This window comes from Candidatus Roizmanbacteria bacterium (genome assembly GCA_016699265.1).
Taxonomy (GTDB): Bacteria; Patescibacteriota; Microgenomatia; order UBA1406; family GWC2-37-13; genus CAZLQR01.
The window spans coordinates 439,132-460,723 of record CP064967.1; the positions used below are offsets into that span (position 1 = coordinate 439,132).

The window sequence follows — 21,592 nt, forward strand, 5'->3', positions numbered from 1 at the left end:
ATCGGGATCCTCGATTCTGCGGAATCGGGACTTAGTTCTTAATTATAGCTTACGATTACCCATTTCTATTCTGATGATGGGTTTAGGCTGGTATAGAAATCTGTTGACAAAGGGGGTTAATATGCTAATATTCGAATATGGAAAAATCGAAACCTCAAGAAAGACATCGATGGACTGAAACGCCATTATCAAGAGCCATAAAACGTGCAAGCACAAGAGGAACTGATACGAGATTATTCAAAGATGATAAAGGTAGTAGATTAACGATTACCTCAAAAAGTGGTGACCATAGACATTATGTTGACCCATATATTATTCTTGAAACCAACAGTGCACAGTCTCATGAAAGGGTGTTCAACTCTGATCGTGGAGGTCGTCAAGCGCTGAGGGATCATTTAAATGATTTTGGACATCCACCACTACGATTCCTGGGAAGTAAAGTTCGGTCTGTCGCAAAGCATCGTGTGCCCAAACTCTGAAAATATCCTCTTGTTTATTACTTCGGTAAAGCACCACACAGGTAAAATGTAAAATCTGGTACTGAAGCTGTCGAAAGACCATGTTCCTCTGTTTAAACTCTGGTTCTTCTTTTCTTAAGAAGCTTTGAGTCAACGATAGATCTTCGAAGTAACATTGTGGCATCAACGCGTTCTTTATGGTCCTTTGCCTTGGCTAAAGCCTGCTTTGCCTGCTCCATAGCTTTTTCTGTTTCCTTTTGATCTAGCTCGTCCTGACCGTGAGCGCGTGAAACAAGGATATTAAGATCTTCCCCATTTGTTTCAAGGTAACCACGACCAATTGCAAAGCTTTCTTCTCCTGACTTCGTCCTTATAGTAACTAATCCATCCTGAAGCATTGAAAAAAGATTAGAGTGGTGGGTAAGAATCGTCATTTCACCTTCAGATCCAGGCGCCGTTACGGACTCTGCATCTATTTCTTTAATGATTTTTTTTGGAGTGATAACTCGTACGTGCAACATAATTCGTATTTGGTATTTCGTATAACGTATTTCGTATCGCAGGTATACGTTATACCGGATACGGTATACGAGATACGATTACTTTACTTCATCAATCTTTCCAATCATGTAAAAGGACATTTCGTTCTTGGAATCGTACTTTCCGTCAAGGATCTGTTTGAATCCTGCGACGGTATCCTTAACTGGAACGTATCTACCCTTCTGACCGGTAAACTGTTCTCCGACAAAAAATGGCTGAGTTAAGAATCGTTGAATCTTCCTCGCTCTCGATACCACAAGCTTGTCTTCTTCAGATAACTCTTCCATTCCAAGAATTGCAATAATATCCTGTAGATCCTTATATCTTTGCAGCGTCTTAACAACATTTCGAGCAACCTCATAGTGTTCCTGTCCCACAATCTCAGGATCAAGTGCCTGGGATGATGATGCTAGTGGGTCGATTGCAGGGAATAGTGCCTGCTCGGCAAGAGACCTTTCAAGAGCTAAGGATGCATCGAGATGTGAGAATGTTGCAACAGGTGCGGGATCTGTGTAATCGTCCGCTGGGACGTACACTGCCTGAATAGAGGTAATAGATCCTTTGTCGGTTGAGGTAATTCTTTCCTGAAGTAACGCCATTTCGGATGCGAGCGTTGGCTGATAACCTACTGCTGATGGAATTCGACCTAACAGTGCTGACACCTCAGATCCAGCCTGAGCAAATCTAAAGATATTATCGATGAAGAGCAATGTATCCATCTTCTTCACATCTCTGAAATACTCTGCCATAGTTACTCCGGTTAATGCAACGCGAAGCCGATTACCTGGGGGTTCATTCATCTGTCCAAAGACAAGGGCTGTTTGATTAATGACACCAGACTCCTTCATCTCGGTCCAAAGATCGTTTCCTTCTCTAGTTCTCTCTCCGACTCCGGCGAAAACTGAGACTCCTTTATGTGCATTAGCTACATTATTGATGAGTTCCTGAATAAGAACTGTTTTACCGACACCCGCACCTCCGAAGACAGCTACCTTTCCTCCCTTGATAAACGGTGCAAGGAGATCAATTACCTTAATTCCGGTCTCGAATACTTTATTTTCTACTTTTTGTTGGGCGAGAGTTGGCGCCTTTGAGTGAATTGATCTCGTTTGTTTAGTTTTCAACTTAGGACCATTATCAATAACCTCACCGAGCACATTGAAGATGCGACCTAATGTTTCATCTCCAACAGGAACCTCGATAGATTTACCGGTGTTCACCACTTTAAGACCTCGTGCTAGACCGAAAGAGTCTCCCATCGCTACGGTTCGAACCATTCCCTCGCTCAAAACTGACTGAACCTCAAGAACAAGTGTTCTTGACTCATTTTTTTCTGTATCCTTTACCGTTACCTCCAAGGCATCATAAATTTTTGGGGTTTCATTCTCTGCGAACGAAACGTCAATTACGACTCCTCTGATTGTGGCGATTTTTCCTTCTTTCATATTTTTGGTTTTGGTTTGTCAGGTTTTTAAAATTTAAGGTTTGCTTCTTGGTTAACCAGTTAACTAGTTAGCTGGTTCGTATAAACTTTTTAAACCTTTAACTTTCTAAACTTTATAACTATTAATTTACTTCTACGGAAATCGTGGCCGTAACCATGTCTAATAATTCATTAGTAATACTCTGCTGTCTTAGCTTATTTTTCAATGAGGTGAGATTGAGAATTACATCCGTAGCGTTGTCCGTGGCATTTTTCATCGCGATCATTCGTGCTGAGTGCTCACCTGCGTAGCTTTGTAGCAATGCAAAACGAAGAGAGCTTTCTATATAGCTTGTGAGTAGTGCGTCAACTATTTCTGATGAGTTTGGTTCTACGGTGTAGTTCTCTTCTTCGGCTTTTAATTCACCTTGCCGTTTACCCATTTGATCAGCTGAAAAGGGTAACACTTTTTCAAAGGTTGGATCCGATCTCAATGTGTTCACAAACTTATTGTAAGCGACATAGACGCTTTTATATGTTCCTTTGGTGTACTCTGCGAGAGCGAGATCAAAAACTGCAGATATCGAGTCTGAATCTCCGAGTCCAGAAAAGTCTGCGAGGATCTTTGCGTGGAGTTGGGTAAGAATTTCTGCACCCTTCTTTCCAATCGTGATAAAGTCCGTTTCGCCCAGTGCTACCTGCTTTGTAAGAAAACGCATCACATTCATATTAAAGGATCCGCAGAGACCTTTTTGAGCAGTAAATACGATAACGAGACTTCTTTTGCTTGTCTTAGATTCATTCAACAAAGCACTATCCTTATTCGAAAGACCCGATGCTAATCGTTCAACAGCTTGTCGGAGAAACTCTTGGTATGGCTTCCTTCAAGAGCTACCTGCTGAGCCTTTCTCATTTTAACGGCTGAGACGAGTTGCATTGCCTTTGTGATTTTCTTTACATTCGATACCGATTTAATCTTTTTAGTTACCTGTTTTGTATTCATAATAATTCACTCGTCATTTCGAGCGACAGCGAGAAATCTATAAAATTTATTTGCGCTTTTATTAGATCCCTCGACAAGCTCGGGATGACATTTTAGTACTCTATAATTAAAGTGTTGATTTAACTAATTTTTCCAACTCCTTCTCATCTTTTTCGTCCATAATCTTGTTAGCGTTCACTCTCTTCATCCAGTCCTTACCCTTTGTTCGTAAAGTGAATCGATGAATTTTGACTCAAACTCTACGATTTTGTCTGTCTCAAGCGAGTCGAGGTGGCCTTTTGCAGCTGCCCAAAAAATAGCAACTTCCTCGGCTAACGAATAAACATCATGTTTGTTCTGTTTAAGAACCTGCGTTGTCTTTGCCCCCTGATTGAGGAACTGCTTGGTCTCGGCATCAAGATCGGACTCAAACTGTGAGAATGCTGCAAGTGAGCGATACTGAGCAAGATCGAGCTTAAGTCGACCAGATACACTCTTCATAGCCTTTGTCTGAGCGGATCCTCCGACACGCGAGACTGAGTTTCCAACATTAATAGCGGGTCTCACTCCATTATTAAAGAGATCTGTCTCCAAGAAAAGTTGACCATCTGTGATCGAGATCACATTTGTTGGAATATAGCTGCGATATCATTATCTAAGGTCTCTATGATTGGAAGCGCCGTTAACGATCCTCCACCAAACTCATCGGTGATTCTACAGGCTCTTTCGAGAAGTCTTGAATGTAGATAGAAAACATCTCCTGGATAAGCCTCTCGTCCTGCCGGTCTTCGTAAAATTAGGAGATCTGTCGATATGCCCATGCATGCTTCGTCAAATCATCATAGACCACCAAAACATCTTTTCCTTGATCTAAGAAATACTCACCGATTGCTGTTGCTGAGTAAGGTGAAAGATACTGAAGCGCCGCTGAGTCTGAGGCCGATGAAGAGACCACTATTGTATAGTCCATTGCTCCATGAGATCGCAATGTCTCGATAACCTGTGCAACTTTTGCATTCTTCTGACCGATTGCGCAGTAAATACAGATAACGTCTTTACCCTTTTGATTGATGATGGTGTCTATGGCTACCGTTGTCTTGCCGGTAGTTCTGTCTCCAATTATAAGCTCTCGTTGGCCTCTTCCGATTGGAATAAGGGCATCGATAGCCTTTATACCGGTCTGTAAAGGAACTGTGACAGACTTGCGGTACACAACTCCTGAAGCGATTCTTTCAATTGGATATCGCTTTTTTGTTTTTAACTTAAGATTTTCAAGTGACGCAGAAAGTGGGTCCACGACATGGCCAAGCAGTTCTTCTCCAACTGGAAGTGAAAGAATTTTTCCTGTTGCGGTCACGCGCGACCCTGCCTCAAGTGTGAGGTAGTCACCGAGAACTACAATACCAACGCTATCCTCCATAAGCTCAATCACAAACCCCTGAACTCCACTGGTAAACTCGACTAGCTCTCCATAGAAGCTATTATCAAGACCCATCGCGATCGCGACACCGTCCTTAATCTCGACGAGCGTACCGACCTCGGCAGTCTTAACCTGCGTCTTCTTAGATCCGAGTTCCTTCTCGACTTCTTTTAAATATTGATCAAAGAGCTTCATGTGATAGTTGCTGTAACTTAGCTAATCTTTGTTGCAAGGATAGGTCAATCATCTTGCTTCCTTTTCTTATAATGTAACCTGCGATTAATTTCTCATCAACCTCGTTATTTATTTTAGACAACTTCAGGTCCGGAACTATTTTTTTGATTCCTTCGATCTCAGAAGATGAAAGCGGATATGCTGAGACTATGGTAACCTCATCGTTCCGTTGCTTAAGTTTGGCAAGAAAATGCTTCTTAAGCTCCTCCTTCATTAGAGAACTAATTTTCATCAAAGGTTACCGATTTGGCTGAATTGCTAATTATTGAGTCCGAGATCTTTTTTTTCATTTCGGTGGTTAATACTTCTTTTAGTACGCTATTAACAATCATAAAGCTCAGCTCATTGATCTTCTGCTTAGCATCTTTCTGCATCTCGGTCTGTTCTTGAACGAGTTGTTTCTTTGCTCGAACTTTAAGCTCGTTGATCTCTTTTTCAGCCTCTTCTAGAAGCTGGACCTTAATCTTTGCTGCTGCATTTTTCGCTTCTTGAATTTGCGCATCTGACTGCTTTTTCATAGTTGCTAATAGTGCCTTTTCTTTTTCTACCATCTTCTCATCCATTGACTTTGCTTTGAGAAGTAGTTTCTCGCGCTCTTCGGATCCTTCCTTTTCTGACTTTATGAACTTCAGAAACGGCTTAGAAAGGTATTTTTTGAAAACAAAAAAGAACAACCCAAAGTTAATGAGCTGTGCGATCAGTAATTTTGAATCGATTCCTAGATTTTCCATAATCTCCTTCGCCAAAGGCGCTTTTTTTAGTAATAATTACACGAACTTAATAATAAGAGCTATAACAAGTGCGAAAATTGCAAGTCCCTCTGTAAGAGCGATTGCAAGAATCATCGTAGCACGCACCGATGCTTCAGCCTCTGGATTTCGTCCAATTGCCTCTAATGCGCGTCCTCCGATAAGTCCAATACCAATACCCGGTCCTAGAGCACCAAGTCCAATTGCTAGGGCTGCTCCGATCATTTTTGCTGCTTCTGCGTCCATCGTGAATTCACCCCCTTAGATATTTTAAATTTTTATTTTTTAATTACTAATTTTAATTAATTGAATAATTTATATTTTAAATAAAAACTACAAAATACAAATTAAAAATTATTAGTGATGTGCCTTCGTTGTGGCTAAATTGATAAGAACTGCACTCAACATTGCGAACACTACTGCCTGAATAATTCCTGCGAATGTTTCGAGGAGTAGAAAAGGAAATGATACTAAAACAGGTACGAGGAACGCAACTACAGATAAAAGAACCTCTCCCGCAAAAATGTTTCCAAATAACCTGAATGCGAACGATAGTATGCGCGAAAATTCTGAAATAACTTCCAAAATTCCTACAAAAAAAGACATCGGACTTGAGAAGTTAAAAAATTTACCAAGATAATTGAAAAATCCGACTTCCCTTACACCAAACACCTGAATAGAACTAACTGAAATTAAACCTAAGGCGAGCGTTGTGTTTAAATCAGCCGTATTAGCTCGAAGTAGAGGAACTTTGTGAAGTAGAACGCTTCCAACTCCAGGGAGTAAACCAGACCAGTTTTGAAGTAGAATAAAGAAAAAGAAAGAGCCAAGTAGTCCAAAGTACTTAGCGGTCTTTTCCTTCATCGCAGATTCAAGAAAGTTAAAGAGTCCACGTAAACAGAAGTTTATAAAGTAAAAAAAGGTGGATCTATCTTTCTTTTTTGAGTCGAGGTTGTACTTTATTACTAACCCAATAAAAAATAAGAGAGCGAATGATGAAAGAAGTAGAGAGTTAGTTACCGGAAACTTCTGAACCATGAACACCTCTTCTGCCTTTATACTAATATGTGGTCCAGCTTTATGTTCCTCGGTTGTTCTCACTTCCCCTTCAACTGAGGTTGTCTTGGTTTCGTTTATAGTTGTGTTAGCTACGGTCATTTAATGTTTCTTTTGATAATTTCCAGAGATTGTAAAACGAACTTACTGTACCGAATAAAATAAATGCGATCATCCAGAACGGAGCCGTATGAAAATATCTATCTAGTTGGTAGCCTAGAAAAACTCCCAACAATAACGGCGTTGCCAGATACATTCCAGCATTAAGCAATGATGGATTTATTTTACGCATATATTGTAACAGTGAATCTCAATTTATGTCAAAACCAATTTTTTAATTACTGCCATTGCACTAGGCGAATCGTGGTGGCCACAGCCCTTAGCTTGTCGTAGGGTTAAATTAATCTTAGCACAGTGAGATATTTAGATCTTACTCAAATGTGTGACCAGTAGGAAATCCGGAACGTAATTTGATTTTTGGGTTCAGTTTAAGAGAAGAAATTCTGTGGAATCCAGGTCTGACATTAACCGCATGTGCTAAGGCATTTCTAAAAACCTCTTCGGTCTGTCCATCTATTCGTGAAGCATCAATGTGAAAAGAATTGTCCCCAGATATTACAACATGACCAGGCGTGCTTCTTAACAGTACTCCGGTGAAAATAACTTCGAAACCATTAGGAAGTAAATGAAACCCCCAACCCAACCCCGCATCAATACCGTTCTCACCACTTTGAGAAAATAGACCATCTATCCACCTTGTTTCGTCAGTGCCTACCAAGTCCTGTAAAACAGCTCGATCGATGGGTTCATGCGGAGATATGGAAGCATCTGGCCAGGCCTGTTCTTTTTGTTTGACGTACCAAGGTAACTGGAACTCCGCTCTTAGTTTGCGCAACTGACTGAGAGAAATTGCTCTATCCTGTTGTCGTATTTGCTCTGCAACAGCTTTGTGGGTTTTCCACACTATCTCCGATCTTGTAGCTCCTTTTTCTATAGTCATAGTTAGGATTATACTACTCTAGCAGCTAAAATCAAGCTATCCTAGCTTCATCGCAACATCAAGAAGAACATTTACCTGATCATCTTTTTCCGAGACGGTTCCCTTAAAAATAATCACCTGATTGATGTGAAGTATGCTCTCGAATTTTTTAAATAATTTCGGGAAGACAACTACTTCTACGGTGCCCGTCTCATCAAATACCGAAAGGAAGGCCATCTCAAGATTGTCCTTTTTTGTCTTTATTACCTTTCGACCACTTATTATTCCGACAAGGACAACCTTTGAGTTCTGGTCGTCAAGATTGAGAAGTCCGATTTTTTTTGTTGCTTTCTTTTCAATAATTTCTGCAAATTTTTCTAGCGGATTCTTATTGATTAAAAAGCCTATAACTTCCTTTTCCATTGCATATATCTCATCTTCAGATACCTCAGGTAGCTGTGGAAAAGTATCATGAGTTACCGATGCTTCATTTGCTTCGGTAAAAAGATCAAACTGACCTTTGTCCTGAGTCTCTCTAGAACTTTGAATATCCCGAACAAGAGTTGGATAGTTGGCAAGAAGAGTACCTCTGTTTGAAAATAAATGAAACGCTCCAGCTTTTACCAAGCTCTCAACGGTCTTCTTGTTCACGCGTCTGAGGTCAACACGTCGTAAAAAATCTGTAAAACTTTCAAACTGTTTCTTAGTTCGTTCCTCAACGATTGCCTCTATAGCAGATCTACCTACATTTTTAATAGCTGATAGTCCAAATCTAATTCCTCCATCCTCAATCTTGAAGCTAGAGTCTGATTTTGTAATGTCTGGAGGAAGTACTACTATCTCCATTCTTTTACATTCCTCTAAAGTCTGGGACATCTTGATTTCCCTCATTGGTCCGGCTACTCCCTGAAGTTCCGCTGTAAGAAGTGAGGTCATGAACTCAACTGGGTAGTTCGCCTTCATATATGCGGTCCAGTATGCAATCAAGGCATAAGAGGCGGCATGTGCTTTATTAAATCCGTAAGCTGCAAACTTCTCAATAAAGCCAAAGATCTGTTCAGCAAGTTTTTTAGAGTATCCTTTTTTTACACAGCCATCTATAAAGTTTTTTTTACCCTTTTCCATTAAGGCTTTCTTCTTTTTTCCTACAGCCATTCTTAGAAGATCTGCCTCGCTCATTGAGAATCCAGCTAAGGTTGTCGCAATGTTCATTACCTGCTCCTGATAAACTAGAATTCCATATGTCTCCTCAAGTACCGGCTTGAGATCTTTATGAGGGTACCTTACTGATTTAGGGTTTGCTTTTCCTTGTATGAAGGATGGGATAAGGTCCATTGGTCCTGGTCTAAACAGTGCAACCATCGCGATAATATCATTTATTCTTTCTGGTTTGAGATCTTTAGCGAGCCTTCGCATGCCTGCTGACTCAAGTTGAAATACGCCAATAGTATCACCTCGACTAATTAGTTCGAATGCTTTAGTATCGGTTATAGGTACCTCATGTATATCTATCAGCGTTCCTGTTGAGTCCTGAACAAACCGAAGCGCATCTTCAAGAATAGTTAAGTTACGAAGACCGAGGAAGTCCATCTTCATAAGACCAAGTGCTTTGTTATCGGACACTGCATTAAGATCGAGATCATACATGTCGAACTGAGTTATTATTTTTTCGTCCTTGGGTTCTCTTTGTAGTGGAACATACTCAACTAACGGCTTATCTGAGATAATAACTCCGGCGGCATGAACCGATGCATGTCGCGGCAAACTCTCCAGTCGCTGTGCAATATCAAGAATTTTTTTGGTTTCTGGTTCAGTGGTATAGGCCAGTTTAAGTTCAGCGGTTTCCTCAATAGCTTGTTTTAGTTTGAGGTGAAAACCTTGTTTGGGTGGTGGTACCATCTTTGCGATACGATCGGCTTGACCGTAGGACATCCCTAGAGCTCTTGCAACGTCGCGAATTGCCATTCTGGATTCCATAGTTCCAAAAGTGATTATCTGTGCAACCCTATCTTCACCGTATCGTTTTCGCACATACTGAATTACCTCATCCCTTCTTCGATCTGCGAAATCAATATCAATATCTGGAGGGGAAGGTCTGTCCGGATTTAAAAAACGTTCGAATGGAAGATTGTATTCGAGTGGATTGATATCCGTTATTTTTAGACCGTAAGATACCAAAGAACCCGCCGCAGATCCTCGTCCTGGTCCAACCGCAATTCCTTGTGCTTTTGCCCAGTTAACAAAATCAGCCACTACTAAAAAGTAATTAGCATACCCCTTTTGATTTATTACACCAAGTTCATAATTAATTCTTTTAACAACCTCAATTTGGTCATTCGCTTTTACTCGGTCAATACTATTTAGGGTTTTTTGCTTAAGAAATTCCTCTGGAGTTTCACCAGTCGTTATTGGGTAGTTTGGAATAATTAGTTTTCCGTGGGGTATCTCAAGGTTGCACTGATTAGCAATCTTAACGGAATTTTCAATAGCTTCGGGTAAATCTACAAAGTCTGCCATCATCTCCTCTGGAGTTTTGAAGTAGTAGTCTGGAGTACTAAGCATACTCAGTGGTCTATTTTGCTCATGAATGGACCGTGCTGTTCGAATACATAGCAAGACTTCCTGAGCATAGGCATCGTCTTTCTCGAGATAGTGAACGACATTGGTTGCGACTAGTGGAACACTAAACTCTCTGGACATTCGCAGTAGCTCCTTATTGACTGTATCGTTTTCGGGGACATTAGGGTGTCTTTGCATCTCGAGATAGAAGTTATCTTTGAAAATGCTGAGATACTTTTGAAGTATCTCATCTGCCTTTTTCACTTCATTTTGTAAAATAAGTTCGGGAAGCTCTCCATTGAGACATCCTGACAAGCAAATCAAACCTTCGCTATATTTTTCGAGCAGCTCAAAATCTACCCTTGGTTTGTAATAGAAACCTTCAAGATGTGCAGTTGTTATGAGTTTCAGGAGATTCTGGTATCCGGTGTAGTTTTTGGCGAGTAATACTAAGTGGTTTTGGTCGCGATCAAGTCCAGATTCTTTGTCATGACGCGAACGCTTTGCTTTATAAGTTTCTACACCAATAATCGGTTTAATTCCTGCGTCTTTCGCTTTGATATAAAACTGAAAAGCTCCATACAGCGCGCCATGATCAGTAATTGCTACTGCGGGCATATTATGCAGTTTGGCCTTAGCGATAATCTCGTCCATTCTGGCCATTCCATCAAGTAGTGAGTATTCTGTGTGACAGTGAAGATGGACAAAAGACATATGTAATTACCCTAATTAATCTAATTTCTAATTAACCTAAAGAATTGGGTTATTGTAGATTGTTTTATTGATTAGAGCAATTAGAATAATTAGGAATTAGAAATTGCCTCTACTAGTTTATCTTTAATTAGGTTCGCCTCTGCTTGACCCTTCATCTCCCTCATGACTTGCCCAACTAAAAACATAAGAGATGAAAGTTTCCCCGCCTTATAGTTGGTCACTACGTCACTATTTTCTGCGATCACCTTCTTAATTGCCAGCATTAGAGTAGGCATATCGGTTTTCTTCGTACTTAATAGTTTCGTCGCCTGTGAGATAAACTCTTCGATCGAGACGTTAGTTGCCAGTTTGCTATTAATTACTAAGTTGGCAATTTTCTGAGGTTCAAGGTCGCTTAACTCAACGACTTTTTCAAAGTACTTAACTAACTCGAAGTCTTTCGTTAAGATCCTAGCATCTATTTCCTTAATTTTTAGTTCCTTAACATAACGATCTATTTTTGCGGTTGGCAACTCCGGTAATGCAATAGAGTCAATGAACTTCTGCTCAAAAACAAATGGAGGAATGTCCGGTTCTGGAAAATATCGATAGTCATGAGCCTCCTCTTTCGATCTTTGACTCACGGTTTTCATTGTCTTTTCGTCATAACCTCTAGTTTCCTGCTCAGGCGTTTTGCTTTGATCCAAAATTTCAGCCTGCCGAGTCAATTCATAGTCAATAGCCTTTTTGACAAAGTTGAAAGAATTAATATTCTTAACCTCAACTTTATAGTTTGGTAGTTCTCTAACATCCGACTTCTGATCACCGACAACTCGCAGCGATATATTTGGTTCCATCCTCATTGAACCTTTCTCCATATCCGCATCGGAAACCTCAAGATAACGGATTATCGTATGAAGCTCCTGTAAAAATTCTTTAACCTCATCCGAGTTGGTAAAGTCTGGTTCGGTCACAATCTCGACAAGTGGCACACCTGATCGGTTGAAATCAACTAGCGAGTCCTCTCCGACATGGAGTAACTTTCCGGTATCCTCTTCCATGTGAACTCTGGTAATACCAAATGTTTTTTCGCCGACTTTCAAAGAGCCATTTATAGCTACTGGTTCGTCATACTGACTTATTTGATAGCCTTTTGGAAGATCTGGATATGAGTAGTGCTTCCGATCAAACTTGGTACTCACATTAATCGTGCAGTTTAGCGCTTTACCGATTTTAATGCACCAGTCGAGGGCAACTCTGTTTGGTGCGGGAAGAGCGCCTGGAAGACCTAGGCACACAGGGCAGGTGTTACTGTTCGGCTCTTTTCCAAAGTACTCCGCAGAGCACTGACAGAACATTTTGGACTTTGTACTCAGTTCGACATGTATTTCCAGGCCGATGACCGGTGAGTATGATTGCGTCATAATTAATTTATATTTTTTAGTTATTTATTTTTATTCAATTTGTAATTGATTAAGAACTTGAAACTAAGAACTAAGAATTACTCATACCTTTTCAGTAATGCTTCTCGAACGCCCATAAAGTTTGTTTCCTGTTCTAGTTGGTATGCAATAGATAATATCTTTTCCTCTTGTAATCTACCTGCCATAAATTGGAGTCCGATAGGGAGATTTTGGGAATCAAGGCCCATTGGGACATTAATTGCTGGGATTCCTGCTGCAGCGGCCGGTTCATTCAAAACATCCATTACCTCTCCAAAGAACGGGTACTTCTCGAACTCACCTTTTTGATGGCGGTAAGGGGAGTTGTCGGAGCTATTATCAGGTCAACTGTTTGGAAAGCAGACTCAAAGTCTTGAATTATAAGTTGTCTCACCTTCTCAGCCTTTTTATAAAATGCGTCGTAGTAACCATGGGAAAGACTGTAAGTTCCCAACATTATTCTTCTTTTTGCTTCCTCTCCAAAAAATGTTCTGTCTTTTCCATAACGAACTCCGTCGTATCTATTAAGATTGGATGAAACTTCGGATCTTTGCAGGATTGTATAAACGGATATTGAGTACTTGGGAGATATTAAGGTTACGGGAATAATCTCATGCCCTAATTTTTTAAGTATCTCGACTGTTTCATCAAACCGTTTCTGAATATCGGGATCAATATTTTCTAAATAGTCTTTACAAACGCCAATTCTCATTTTTTTCGTTTTTCGTATTTCGTATTTCGAATTTCCTGCGGGCAGAGTAGTGGCATCGTATGGATCTTCGCCCTGAATTATTTCCAATAAATAAGCGGCATCTTCAACGGTTCTAGTTATTGGCCCGGGGCAGTCCCATGATGAGCCCATGGCAATAACTCCGTAACGCGAGACTCGTCCATAGGTAGGTTTTAAGCCGACTAATCCGCACCAAGCAGCTGGTTGTCGTATAGACCCTGCGGTCTCCGAACCAATCGCTGCGGGTACTAAATATGCCGCTGTTGCAGCAGCTGATCCACCCGAAGAACCTCCGGCGGCACGTGATACATCCCATGGGTTATTCGTTGGACCATAGTCTGAAGTTTCGGTTGATGAACCGTGTGCCCAGGCATCCATATTAGTCTTGCCAAAAACCGCAAACTGCATTCCTAGTAATTTTTCGACAACGGTAGCGTTGTACGGCGGGATGTAGGTATCAAGAACCTTTGAAGAAGCGGTCGTTCGAATCCCTTTAGTGTTGAAGTTGTCCTTAAAGGCTATGGGGAAACCTTCAGCTCCGTTCTGGGCAAGTCCGGTTCCCTCTTTGGATGGGGGAGTCACGAAGCAGTTAAGAGCTTTGTCATACTTCTCCACTCTGTCTGAGAAGAACTTCCATAGCTCAGCATGAGAAATCTGTTTTTTTTCGACCATCCCTTTTAACTCCAAAAGTGACTTACCGATTAAGTTCATTATTTAAATACTTTAGGCACAACAAATAACCCGTTCTTCTTGCAGTTTGAGTTTGCAGTAGCTTGTTCTTGAGTGAAGAGGCGTTTGTTTTCGGTTCCATCCTCAAAGAACTTGTTTTCTTGTCCTGTTACATTCGTGATGTTGCTAACTTGGGACGTATCAAGGTCGTTGAGATTTTCTACGTACTTGATCGTTTCCTCAAACTGCGATCCTATCTTTGTCATCTCAGCTTCAGAGAGTGTGAGATTAGATAGTTTTGCAAGTTTGTCGATTTCTTCCCTTGTGAGAGTTTTTTTCATACCAACTCATTATATACGAAGCTTGGAGATCGATCTTAGCAATTTACCTTAAGAAATTTTAATCATCACGGGAGAACAGGTGGAACACTCCAGGTAATCGCGTTTTTCCTATTAGTCGCTTAGTTTTTTCTTCTATTCGTAAACTATGACTCGAATTAGAGAAGTTATTAGCATATGATACGTCTACTACTTCTGTTTTTAATCCATTAAAGCGTGTGAGAGGGCGAGCTTGTAACTCGAAGTGAACGGAACCCGTATAGAAAGTTTTGGAATGACCTACCTCAACGTAGCGCGGTTTTCTCAGTGGGAGGCTGTGGTTTATCGTTCCAAGTCTAAGTGATTCTCTACCTCTCATGAAATTATTTCTTTCCGTTCCATCTGTAAATAACTTGATGGCCTGGTGTCGCAGCAAATACTCTTACCTTTTCTGACGATCCCTTTGGAAGGATGTGTTTGGAAGGAGTTTCACTGAATGTTGTCCATGAATCAGCAATTTGGGTTGTTGTATCTACCGCTAATTGCGAACCATCTTCTGCCAAATTTGTCACAACCTTTACTCCTAATATTCGTTGTTGTCGAATTCCAAAAAAATGCTCAGCACCAGTAAAACGTTCTTCTCTTATTCCTTCAGGAACATTCGTCCATTTTGAAAAAGGTACGCCTAGAAATGTCTCTCTTCTTTCAAATGTCATGAGAGTATTATAGTCTTTGTAGTCGATAAATCAAGAGTATGGGCCTTTGCACTGCGTAATTAGACTACTTAGTTTCTTCATTTTTTTTTAATACGCTTGTGAAGACTCTTGTAAGTCCCGGTAGAAGAGTAGGCACCTTTACCTTTTCTTTTTTCATATCGCCCAGCGCAAAAGTGGCTACCTCTTTTGGTCTATGGGAAAAGTTTCCATGGTACGATCTTACTATTGTTAAAGTTGGGTGACCATCACAACTAGTAGGCGTTTTGTCAAAACGTGCCTCGACAAAACTATTGTTCGCGCTTCCACTCCTGAGTCTAGTGACATCTCCATCGCCAATTACAGTTGATCTTCTAACTGGTACGCCAAAAAACCTTGTGGCAACTTTAGCTCCGATAACTTCCTTCATCTGATAATTTTAACATGAGCTAACTATTTACATTGTCACAATGGTTATTGAGTTTGTTCTGATCCTTGACCCATCGGATTATCTTTGAAAATCTGAGCAATCGTCTCATCAGGAATATCGGTTGAGTTCCCAAGAATATTTTGTCCTATGTCGTTTGCATCGATAACTATTACGCCACCATTAAAAAGTTTCTCTGCAGATAGTGCAAGATTGTCATGAAGATACTCGGCAATAACTTCGGTAACTTTTTGGGATTTTCTGGACCCAATTTAGCTGAAACGTTTGATGGATAGAGCGAGTACTCAGTAGGACCGTCTATCGATCTCGCTGATTCACCAGCTACTTTGTAGAAAATACCTTTTAATCCGAACGGCTTAGTAATTGCTGAGAGAAGTGAGGCTATAAATATCTTCGGCAGGCCAACCTCTTGAATAGCTAATTGCATAGTCCAAGGACTTCCTAGACCAATGCCATATGGGGTACGGGTTACATATTTTGACAGTAGCTTTGCCCATAGTCCAGTCTTGATGTCCCAGATAAAATAGGAGCGCCCCTGTGAAATTGCTATAATTTTTTCAGAAACAACCACGAACCACTTTGACCTTGTACCGTAGATCTTAGAACTTAGAACATAGTCTGATATCTTCCGCACATAGTCGTCGCCCTTCTGAAATACCTCAGTCTTAATTAAATTTCTGGCATACGTCTTTTCGCCCACCTTTATTTCAGCTGGCTTTTCTAATGTCGTTGACTTTATGGACTTTATAGACTGCATGGACTGGTCAAGATTGGGAAAAAACTCCCTCAGCCACAACTCCACATTGAGAACTCTCCAGAACAGGAGCGTGTCCGTGGTTTTCCCTTCTATAAACTTTTGAAATCCCTTCAGCACCTGAGCTTGGTTGAAATATGTTCTGGTTGCAAAAGACGGAGACAGGAAAACAGAGTATATTTTATTCTTCATTCTCATGAACCACTCTTCCTCTGGGGTCGTGAAGCCAATTTTATTTCTTCGTTTGTGTATAAGAGGAGGCAGCAAATCCTTAACGCTGTCTCTTAGTATCTTCTTGTTCCAACCTGACTTTATGATAGCCTCATCGGGTAAACTAAAAATTAACTTAATAAGATTAATATCTAGAAAAGGTACTCGTCCTTCGATGGAAAACCTCATACTATTTTTGTCCTCATAACGGAGGAGTGATGGCAGACTGTTGTAAAATACGTCTTGGATAAGACGAAATTTCAAGTTATCTTTCACGACACGGAAACCATTCCCCGAGTATTTGTTAAAGAACTTCTTATTAAAGATTGAGTCTGGCCTAAATCTTCCAAATGGAAGTTTAAGCTTTAACAAAGAGAACTTTAAGACTACATCCAAAGAACTGAACATCTCCTTAAAAAGCGTCCAATTCTTCTTTTCCTTACGTAGTTGTTTTAAGAAAATAAAATAATAAGGTAAGTAACCTGCCATCATCTCATCAGCTCCTTGGCCGTCCAATAATACCTTCACATGCTTACTCGCCTCTCTCATCACAGCAAACTGAGCATATGGACCGGTGCTAATTGTCGGCTCTTCTTGGGTACGTATAAAATCTTCAATCTCTGAAAAAAAATCCTCAGGTAAGGGATGAACTTTAAAACTTTTTATTTGCCCACCTGCCTCTTTTAAAATATTGATAAGTTCGTCGATGTAATGTTCTTCGTCATTTGCTGACTTTGGGAAGACCGCAGAAAAGGTGTTCTGTACGGCGCCAACTGACTTTGCTTCATCGGTTCTATTTTTTTGGAGTTTATTCACAACACTCACAACCGTTGATGAGTCGAGGCCTCCCGATAAACAGGTTCCGACAGGTACATCTGAAATAAGTCTTAATTTAATAGCCTCCTCAAGCGCTAATTTAAATTCCCCCACCTGTTCTTTCTTTAGGTTGGATACATTTGACTTTAGACTTAATTCCTTAAGATCTTCTTCGAGATTTGAAAAATATCCATTTTTAAGATTTGTTCCTCTTAGACTGAGGTACTGACCCGGCATCAGACGGTAAATATTCTCAAAGAAAGTCTCAGGAGTGTCATCATGTACGCGATACTTTAAATATCGATAAATCACCTTATCGTTCGGTCTTGTTTTTACAAGTCTAGAGTTAAGAAGAGGCTTAATCTCGGAAGCAAAGATTAAACTTTTATTGGGTAAAATTGAGAAGTAAAGAGGTTTGATGCCAAAGTGATCTCGAGCTAGAATAAGCCTCTCTTTCTCTTTATCGAATAAAGCAACGGCAAACATTCCATTAAATCTATCAAAACAGCTATCTCCCCACTCTTCATAGGCGTGAACAATTACCTCGGAATCTGATAGTGTTTTGAAGCGATGTCCGTTGCCCTCGAGCTCCTTTCTTAGTTGTTTATAGTTGTATATTTCTCCGTTATAAACAGTTACGATATTCTTATCTTCATTATAAATAGGCTGGTCGCCGGTCTTTAGGTCGATAATTGCAAGTCTTCTATTTAATAGAGATACTTTTTCATTTGAAAAGATCCCTTCACCGTCCGGACCTCGATGTGAAAGATCTTTAGAAAATTGCTTAATAAGTTTTTTGTTTTCAAAACCGTAGAAACCTGCTATGCCACACATATTAGATTTAGAACTTACAACTTAGAACTTTTACCATGTAGCTACTATTGTACTCAAGCTCTACGCTCTATGCTACAAGTTTTATGCAGGTCACATCTCTCGAAGTATTCTTACTCGATCCTCAACTGGAGGATGAGTACTAAAAAGTGAGGCAAATTTGGAAACTCCACCCTTCTTCTTGAAGGGATTAGTAATGAAAAGATGGGCGTTGGCACCAGAAGCTGTTTTTAATGGTATCGGACTACTACTAATCTTTATGAGGGCATTGGCAAGAGCATCTGGATTACGAGTGATCAGAGCGCCGGTTGCGTCTGCAAGGTACTCTCTTTTTCGAGATACAGCTAGTTGAATTAAAGTGGCAACGATCGGTGCAACAATTATGGTAAGCAGAAACATCGCTAACTGTACCGGACCAAGTGATCTGTCATTGTCATCGCTTCTAATTCCAAACCAAAAGAAACTTCTCTGCAACCAGTCGGTAACCAATACTAAGGTCCCAACAAGAACTGAAACAATCGATGAAAAAAGAATGTCGTAGTTCTTTACGTGACCGAGTTCGTGCGCAATAACAGCCTCAAGTTCGGATCGACTCAAGACCTTCAAGATTCCAGTTGTTGCTGCGACTACTGCATGCTTGGGATCTCGGCCTGTAGCAAATGCGTTCATGGCTTCGGACTGGATTACGTACAGTCTCGGTGTAGGAAGACCGGCAGCTATCGAAACATTTTCTGCGACGGTGTACAGATCGAAATAATCCTTTTTTAAAGCTGGTTTTGCACCAGTTGTCATTAAGACGAGTTTATCTGAATAGAAGTAGCTTCCAAATCCGGAGAAGACTGAAAACAGTAAACCAAAAACCAAATATTGGTTTGAGCTTCCCATAGATTTTCCGAGAATATAGAAAACAAAGACAAAGAAAACCATAAAAAAAGCAACAAGAACGAAGCTCTTTACTTTATTGTTAAGAATCTGAGAATAAATAGTCATACAAGTAAAACGTACTAATTAATCTAAGTACTCTAATTAATCTAATTATTCTCAGTTAATACCCATACTCAAATACCACACAATACATGTCATATTGTGGTTTGTTTAGAGCACTTAGAAATTAGCAATTAGAAATTAGGCAAAGTTAACCTTCACGCTCTTTCTTTCCTCGGCCGTAGCCTGAAAAAACTCAACCTCCTTAAAACTAAAGATGTTAGCAATTACATTCGTTGGGAACGTCTTAACCTTCGTGTTTAGATCAAGTGCGTTGCTGTTATAAAACTGTCGTGAGTATGCTACCTTGTCTTCAGTGTCTTCGAGCTGTCTCTGGAGATCCTTAAAGTTCTCACTTGCTTGTAATTGTGGATAAGCTTCTGCTACCGCAAATACCGATTTCAGAGCAGAGGTAAGCATGTTGTCTGCCTGAGCTTTATCTGCAAGGCTGTCAGCTTTGACTAAAGCAGATCGGGCCTTCGTTACATTCTCAAATACGGATTTTTCATGTTTGGCATATCCTTTGACTGTTTCAACAAGATTTGGAATGAGGTCTGCTCTTCTTTTAAGTTGAACATCTATTCCCGATAGTGCTTCCTTGAGTCGCGCAACTAAAACTACAAAAGAGTTATAGCTCCCAATTACGTAAACTGCGAGTAAAACAATAGCTCCTACTATTATGTACGTTGTATTCATGTGTTATCACCTGCCTTCATAGAATCATTATAGATTCTCTTGACAGGATTTGCAAATATGCTATAGTTTGCCGATATGTCACAAGCTAAGCAGAAATCAAAGCCAACTAGCGGTCCAAAGACCCTTCCAAAATACAATCTAACACAACTTCTTAACAGAGTTAATGATCGGTTTCCCAATTTCTTACTCGGGCTTACGGTCTTTGTTCTAGCTATTCTTGTCGGATCTCTCTTCTTTCAAAACCAAGAACTATCAACGCTTAAAATTCCGCAGTCAATAACTAAGCTTTTGGAGGTAAGACGAATGAGGTAGAACAAACGACACCTAAATCCTATACAGTTAAAAGGTGACACTCTTTGGAGCATTGCCGAAGAAGCGTACGGATCGGGCTATAATGCATTTGACCTAGCCAAGCTAAATAATATTCAGAATGCAGATGAGCTCAACGAAGGAGCCGTTATTTCACTTCCAGCTCTAGAGTCAAAGAATCCAACTCGCGGCGAGATCGCAGGAGGAGGTTACACAACAGTTCAAGAAACCACGCAGGTAGATAAAACTAAATCATCTAGCTATAAAATCGTAACAGGGGACTCACTTTGGTCAATTTCTATGAAGGTCTACGGCAATCCTTACCGATGGACCGAACTATGGAGAGCTAACCCAACTATTGAGAATCCTGACTTAATCTATGCAGGAAACACGCTAAATATAAAGTAATGACATTAGTTCTTAGTTCTTAGTTCTTAGTTCTTAGTTCTAATTATCGCTCGTTCTACCTCATCTCCTCCGGTACGTTCTTCAGGTTCGATATATCTGAGACCAAGAAAGTTATAAAGCTTCTCCTCGGTGTCGAAAGTCTTAATCGGTTCGTTTAGATTACGCATGTTTTTAAGACCATACTCGTTTAGGGAATATCCTTTTCCTAGCGCATACTCTCTTAACTTGATATTATGTGCCTTACTTCCTGTAAAGTACTGCAGGAGGGCGCCGTACGCAGTTCTTGGGTGTACTCTGAGGTCTATTCTCAGCTTGGGAGGAAGAATGATTGATGCTTTAGAGTCTCCAGCGTTATCTACGGAAATTTTTTTAGGGTAGGAAACGAAATGTTTCACAATTTCCATCGCATCTTTTTCCTGCGCAACAACTGCTATGTCAATATCTCCTATCGTTTGTGCTTTGCGCCGTAAGGATCCTAATATGTCCACCTGCTCAACTCCTTTGAAGCGCTGAAGATACTTCACTAGATCATCTGCGACTGTTTTGGCATAGTCATAAGGAATCCTATCTGGCGATTTATCCGCTGCTTCAAACTGCTTCAATGATTCGGTAAGTACCTTCTCTGACTGTGCACCGAAGCCTGGTAGTTCGGATATTTTATGCTTTTCACAGAGATATTTTAGCTTTTTAATAACTGTATTAGTATCCATTAAATTAAACGCATTGACGAGCTTAAACGCCTTTATAGGGCCTACTTTAGGTACTCTGGTGAGGATAAATACCGTTTCGGGAACCTTACTCAACTGACGATCAATGAATTCTGAACTCCCTTTCTCAAAGAGCTCAATGATGTGACCCCTAATTGTCTCCCCGAGCCCCTCTACTGAGCTCAACTCTCCCCTCTTCCAGATCTCAAATAGCTCTTTGTCGAGGAGTTCGATCGCATCAGCTGCATTCTCATAGGCAGCTGTTCTAAACAACTCTTTTTTCTCAATTTTATAGACGACAACCACTTTCCTGAGCAGTTCCACTATTTCCTTGTTACTCTTTTGCATATTCGATAGAAGTATATACGAAAAAGTAGCCTGATATAATGAACCTTTATGCGAGGTTAGTATAGTGGTAATACGCCTGCTTCCCAAGCAGGAGCCACGAGTCCGATTCTCGTACCTCGCTCATCGGTTCCCGCTTTG

22 protein-coding genes, 1 tRNA gene and 4 pseudogenes are annotated in these 21,592 nt (G+C 40.4%); 5 read left to right on the forward strand and 22 right to left on the reverse strand.

Annotated features, from left to right (window positions below; translation table 11 throughout):
* The first annotated feature begins 137 nt into the window (after window positions 1-137).
* Entirely contained in the window at window positions 138-479 is a 342-nt protein-coding gene (locus tag IPH70_02565) for a hypothetical protein (protein ID QQR64366.1), read from the forward strand.
* A gap of 92 nt (window positions 480-571) precedes the next feature.
* On the opposite strand, the gene atpC is transcribed toward IPH70_02565, so the two are convergent.
* The 21 genes and pseudogenes from atpC to IPH70_02670 all read right to left on the reverse strand — a co-directional run bounded on the left by atpC (window position 572) and on the right by IPH70_02670 (window position 19,682).
* Window positions 572-979 carry an ATP synthase F1 subunit epsilon gene (gene atpC, locus IPH70_02570; GenBank protein ID QQR64367.1) on the reverse strand — a complete coding sequence of 136 codons (408 nt, stop codon included), beginning with the start codon at window positions 977-979 and terminating at the stop codon, window positions 572-574.
* A 78-nt stretch (window positions 980-1,057) separates the two neighbouring features.
* Complete coding sequence (locus IPH70_02575) at window positions 1,058-2,443, reverse strand: F0F1 ATP synthase subunit beta (protein QQR64368.1); 1,386 nt, start codon at window positions 2,441-2,443, stop codon at window positions 1,058-1,060.
* 121 nt (window positions 2,444-2,564) lie between these two features.
* Window positions 2,565-3,302: pseudogene (locus IPH70_02580) on the reverse strand (F0F1 ATP synthase subunit gamma).
* Window positions 3,260-3,424, reverse strand: coding sequence for a F0F1 ATP synthase subunit gamma (locus IPH70_02585; protein QQR64369.1), 165 nt, complete (start codon window positions 3,422-3,424; stop codon window positions 3,260-3,262). Before IPH70_02585 ends, IPH70_02580 begins: the two are co-directional and overlap by 43 nt.
* Window positions 3,425-3,607: 183 nt before the next feature.
* Window positions 3,608-5,018: pseudogene (locus tag IPH70_02590) on the reverse strand (F0F1 ATP synthase subunit alpha).
* Complete coding sequence (locus tag IPH70_02595; protein QQR64370.1) at window positions 5,005-5,289, reverse strand: F0F1 ATP synthase subunit delta; 285 nt, start codon at window positions 5,287-5,289, stop codon at window positions 5,005-5,007. The pseudogene IPH70_02590 and the gene IPH70_02595 overlap by 14 nt, the downstream one beginning before the upstream one ends.
* Window positions 5,279-5,788, reverse strand: a complete 510-nt coding sequence (locus IPH70_02600; GenBank protein ID QQR64371.1) for an ATP synthase F0 subunit B — start codon at window positions 5,786-5,788, stop codon at window positions 5,279-5,281. The genes IPH70_02595 and IPH70_02600 overlap by 11 nt, the downstream gene beginning before the upstream one ends.
* A 36-nt stretch (window positions 5,789-5,824) precedes the next feature.
* The gene (atpE, locus tag IPH70_02605; protein ID QQR64372.1) at window positions 5,825-6,052 is read right to left on the reverse strand and encodes an ATP synthase F0 subunit C; all 228 of its coding nucleotides are present in this window, start codon (window positions 6,050-6,052) and stop codon (window positions 5,825-5,827) included.
* A 111-nt stretch (window positions 6,053-6,163) separates the two neighbouring features.
* Window positions 6,164-6,964 (reverse strand): F0F1 ATP synthase subunit A, encoded by an 801-nt coding sequence (locus IPH70_02610; protein QQR64373.1) that lies wholly within the window; start codon window positions 6,962-6,964, stop codon window positions 6,164-6,166.
* On the reverse strand, window positions 6,951-7,154 hold the full coding sequence (locus IPH70_02615) for an AtpZ/AtpI family protein (protein QQR64374.1): 204 nt from the start codon (window positions 7,152-7,154) through the stop codon (window positions 6,951-6,953). Before IPH70_02615 ends, IPH70_02610 begins: the two co-directional genes overlap by 14 nt.
* A gap of 138 nt (window positions 7,155-7,292) precedes the next feature.
* Complete coding sequence (locus IPH70_02620) at window positions 7,293-7,862, reverse strand: hypothetical protein (GenBank protein ID QQR64375.1); 570 nt, start codon at window positions 7,860-7,862, stop codon at window positions 7,293-7,295.
* 36 nt (window positions 7,863-7,898) lie between these two features.
* The gene (locus tag IPH70_02625; GenBank protein ID QQR64376.1) at window positions 7,899-11,114 is read right to left on the reverse strand and encodes a DNA polymerase III subunit alpha; all 3,216 of its coding nucleotides are present in this window, start codon (window positions 11,112-11,114) and stop codon (window positions 7,899-7,901) included.
* An 89-nt stretch (window positions 11,115-11,203) separates the two neighbouring features.
* Entirely contained in the window at window positions 11,204-12,517 is a 1,314-nt protein-coding gene (gatB, locus tag IPH70_02630) for an Asp-tRNA(Asn)/Glu-tRNA(Gln) amidotransferase subunit GatB (protein ID QQR64377.1), read from the reverse strand.
* A 77-nt stretch (window positions 12,518-12,594) separates the two neighbouring features.
* The gene (locus IPH70_02635) at window positions 12,595-12,801 is read right to left on the reverse strand and encodes a hypothetical protein (GenBank protein ID QQR64378.1); all 207 of its coding nucleotides are present in this window, start codon (window positions 12,799-12,801) and stop codon (window positions 12,595-12,597) included.
* Entirely contained in the window at window positions 12,801-13,976 is a 1,176-nt protein-coding gene (gene gatA, locus IPH70_02640) for an Asp-tRNA(Asn)/Glu-tRNA(Gln) amidotransferase subunit GatA (GenBank protein ID QQR64379.1), read from the reverse strand. The genes IPH70_02635 and gatA overlap by 1 nt, the downstream gene beginning before the upstream one ends.
* A complete protein-coding gene (gene gatC / locus IPH70_02645; GenBank protein ID QQR64380.1) occupies window positions 13,976-14,275 on the reverse strand; it encodes an Asp-tRNA(Asn)/Glu-tRNA(Gln) amidotransferase subunit GatC in 300 nt (99 codons plus the stop codon). The genes gatA and gatC overlap by 1 nt, the downstream gene beginning before the upstream one ends.
* 359 nt (window positions 14,276-14,634) lie before the next feature.
* A complete protein-coding gene (locus IPH70_02650) occupies window positions 14,635-14,967 on the reverse strand; it encodes a hypothetical protein (GenBank protein QQR64381.1) in 333 nt (110 codons plus the stop codon).
* Window positions 14,968-15,031: 64 nt separating this feature from the next.
* Window positions 15,032-15,373 carry a hypothetical protein gene (locus IPH70_02655; protein QQR64382.1) on the reverse strand — a complete coding sequence of 114 codons (342 nt, stop codon included), beginning with the start codon at window positions 15,371-15,373 and terminating at the stop codon, window positions 15,032-15,034.
* A gap of 44 nt (window positions 15,374-15,417) precedes the next feature.
* Window positions 15,418-18,005: pseudogene (gene asnB, locus IPH70_02660) on the reverse strand (asparagine synthase (glutamine-hydrolyzing)).
* Between the two features lie 90 nt (window positions 18,006-18,095).
* Complete coding sequence (locus tag IPH70_02665) at window positions 18,096-18,887, reverse strand: M48 family metallopeptidase (protein QQR64416.1); 792 nt, start codon at window positions 18,885-18,887, stop codon at window positions 18,096-18,098.
* Between the two features lie 240 nt (window positions 18,888-19,127).
* Entirely contained in the window at window positions 19,128-19,682 is a 555-nt protein-coding gene (locus tag IPH70_02670; GenBank protein QQR64383.1) for a LemA family protein, read from the reverse strand.
* Window positions 19,683-19,757: 75 nt separating this feature from the next.
* Between IPH70_02670 and IPH70_02675 the strand changes: the two genes are divergently transcribed.
* From IPH70_02675 to IPH70_02685, 3 genes and pseudogenes are all read left to right on the forward strand, one after another.
* Window positions 19,758-19,994: a hypothetical protein gene (locus IPH70_02675; protein ID QQR64384.1), complete on the forward strand. Its 237-nt coding sequence runs from the start codon at window positions 19,758-19,760 to the stop codon at window positions 19,992-19,994.
* 21 nt (window positions 19,995-20,015) lie between these two features.
* Window positions 20,016-20,153: pseudogene (locus tag IPH70_02680) on the forward strand (LysM peptidoglycan-binding domain-containing protein).
* Window positions 20,154-20,291: 138 nt separating this feature from the next.
* Window positions 20,292-20,399 carry a LysM peptidoglycan-binding domain-containing protein gene (locus IPH70_02685; protein QQR64385.1) on the forward strand — a complete coding sequence of 36 codons (108 nt, stop codon included), beginning with the start codon at window positions 20,292-20,294 and terminating at the stop codon, window positions 20,397-20,399.
* A gap of 26 nt (window positions 20,400-20,425) precedes the next feature.
* Here the strand turns inward: IPH70_02685 and IPH70_02690 are convergent, their stop codons facing one another.
* Entirely contained in the window at window positions 20,426-21,454 is a 1,029-nt protein-coding gene (locus IPH70_02690) for a hypothetical protein (protein ID QQR64386.1), read from the reverse strand.
* Between the two features lie 50 nt (window positions 21,455-21,504).
* Here IPH70_02690 and IPH70_02695 point away from each other — a divergent pair.
* A tRNA-Gly gene (locus IPH70_02695) sits at window positions 21,505-21,575 on the forward strand.
* Window positions 21,576-21,592: the final 17 nt, after the last annotated feature.

Excerpts from the sequence above, each read along its gene's own strand:
- IPH70_02565 (QQR64366.1), top strand. The coding sequence starts at position 138 with ATGGAAAAATCGAAACCTCAAGAAAGACATCGATGGACTGAAACGCCA.
- atpC (QQR64367.1), bottom strand. The coding sequence starts at position 979 with ATGTTGCACGTACGAGTTATCACTCCAAAAAAAATCATTAAAGAAATA.
- IPH70_02575 (QQR64368.1), bottom strand. The coding sequence starts at position 2,443 with ATGAAAGAAGGAAAAATCGCCACAATCAGAGGAGTCGTAATTGACGTT.
- IPH70_02585 (QQR64369.1), bottom strand. The coding sequence starts at position 3,424 with ATGAATACAAAACAGGTAACTAAAAAGATTAAATCGGTATCGAATGTA.
- IPH70_02595 (QQR64370.1), bottom strand. The coding sequence starts at position 5,289 with ATGAAAATTAGTTCTCTAATGAAGGAGGAGCTTAAGAAGCATTTTCTT.
- IPH70_02600 (QQR64371.1), bottom strand. The coding sequence starts at position 5,788 with ATGGAAAATCTAGGAATCGATTCAAAATTACTGATCGCACAGCTCATT.
- atpE (QQR64372.1), bottom strand. The coding sequence starts at position 6,052 with ATGGACGCAGAAGCAGCAAAAATGATCGGAGCAGCCCTAGCAATTGGA.
- IPH70_02610 (QQR64373.1), bottom strand. The coding sequence starts at position 6,964 with ATGACCGTAGCTAACACAACTATAAACGAAACCAAGACAACCTCAGTT.
- IPH70_02615 (QQR64374.1), bottom strand. The coding sequence starts at position 7,154 with ATGCGTAAAATAAATCCATCATTGCTTAATGCTGGAATGTATCTGGCA.
- IPH70_02620 (QQR64375.1), bottom strand. The coding sequence starts at position 7,862 with ATGACTATAGAAAAAGGAGCTACAAGATCGGAGATAGTGTGGAAAACC.
- IPH70_02625 (QQR64376.1), bottom strand. The coding sequence starts at position 11,114 with ATGTCTTTTGTCCATCTTCACTGTCACACAGAATACTCACTACTTGAT.
- gatB (QQR64377.1), bottom strand. The coding sequence starts at position 12,517 with ATGACGCAATCATACTCACCGGTCATCGGCCTGGAAATACATGTCGAA.
- IPH70_02635 (QQR64378.1), bottom strand. The coding sequence starts at position 12,801 with ATGGATGTTTTGAATGAACCGGCCGCTGCAGCAGGAATCCCAGCAATT.
- gatA (QQR64379.1), bottom strand. The coding sequence starts at position 13,976 with ATGAACTTAATCGGTAAGTCACTTTTGGAGTTAAAAGGGATGGTCGAA.
- gatC (QQR64380.1), bottom strand. The coding sequence starts at position 14,275 with ATGAAAAAAACTCTCACAAGGGAAGAAATCGACAAACTTGCAAAACTA.
- IPH70_02650 (QQR64381.1), bottom strand. The coding sequence starts at position 14,967 with ATGACATTTGAAAGAAGAGAGACATTTCTAGGCGTACCTTTTTCAAAA.
- IPH70_02655 (QQR64382.1), bottom strand. The coding sequence starts at position 15,373 with ATGAAGGAAGTTATCGGAGCTAAAGTTGCCACAAGGTTTTTTGGCGTA.
- IPH70_02665 (QQR64416.1), bottom strand. The coding sequence starts at position 18,887 with ATGGGAAGCTCAAACCAATATTTGGTTTTTGGTTTACTGTTTTCAGTC.
- IPH70_02670 (QQR64383.1), bottom strand. The coding sequence starts at position 19,682 with ATGAATACAACGTACATAATAGTAGGAGCTATTGTTTTACTCGCAGTT.
- IPH70_02675 (QQR64384.1), top strand. The coding sequence starts at position 19,758 with ATGTCACAAGCTAAGCAGAAATCAAAGCCAACTAGCGGTCCAAAGACC.
- IPH70_02685 (QQR64385.1), top strand. The coding sequence starts at position 20,292 with ATGAAGGTCTACGGCAATCCTTACCGATGGACCGAACTATGGAGAGCT.
- IPH70_02690 (QQR64386.1), bottom strand. The coding sequence starts at position 21,454 with ATGCAAAAGAGTAACAAGGAAATAGTGGAACTGCTCAGGAAAGTGGTT.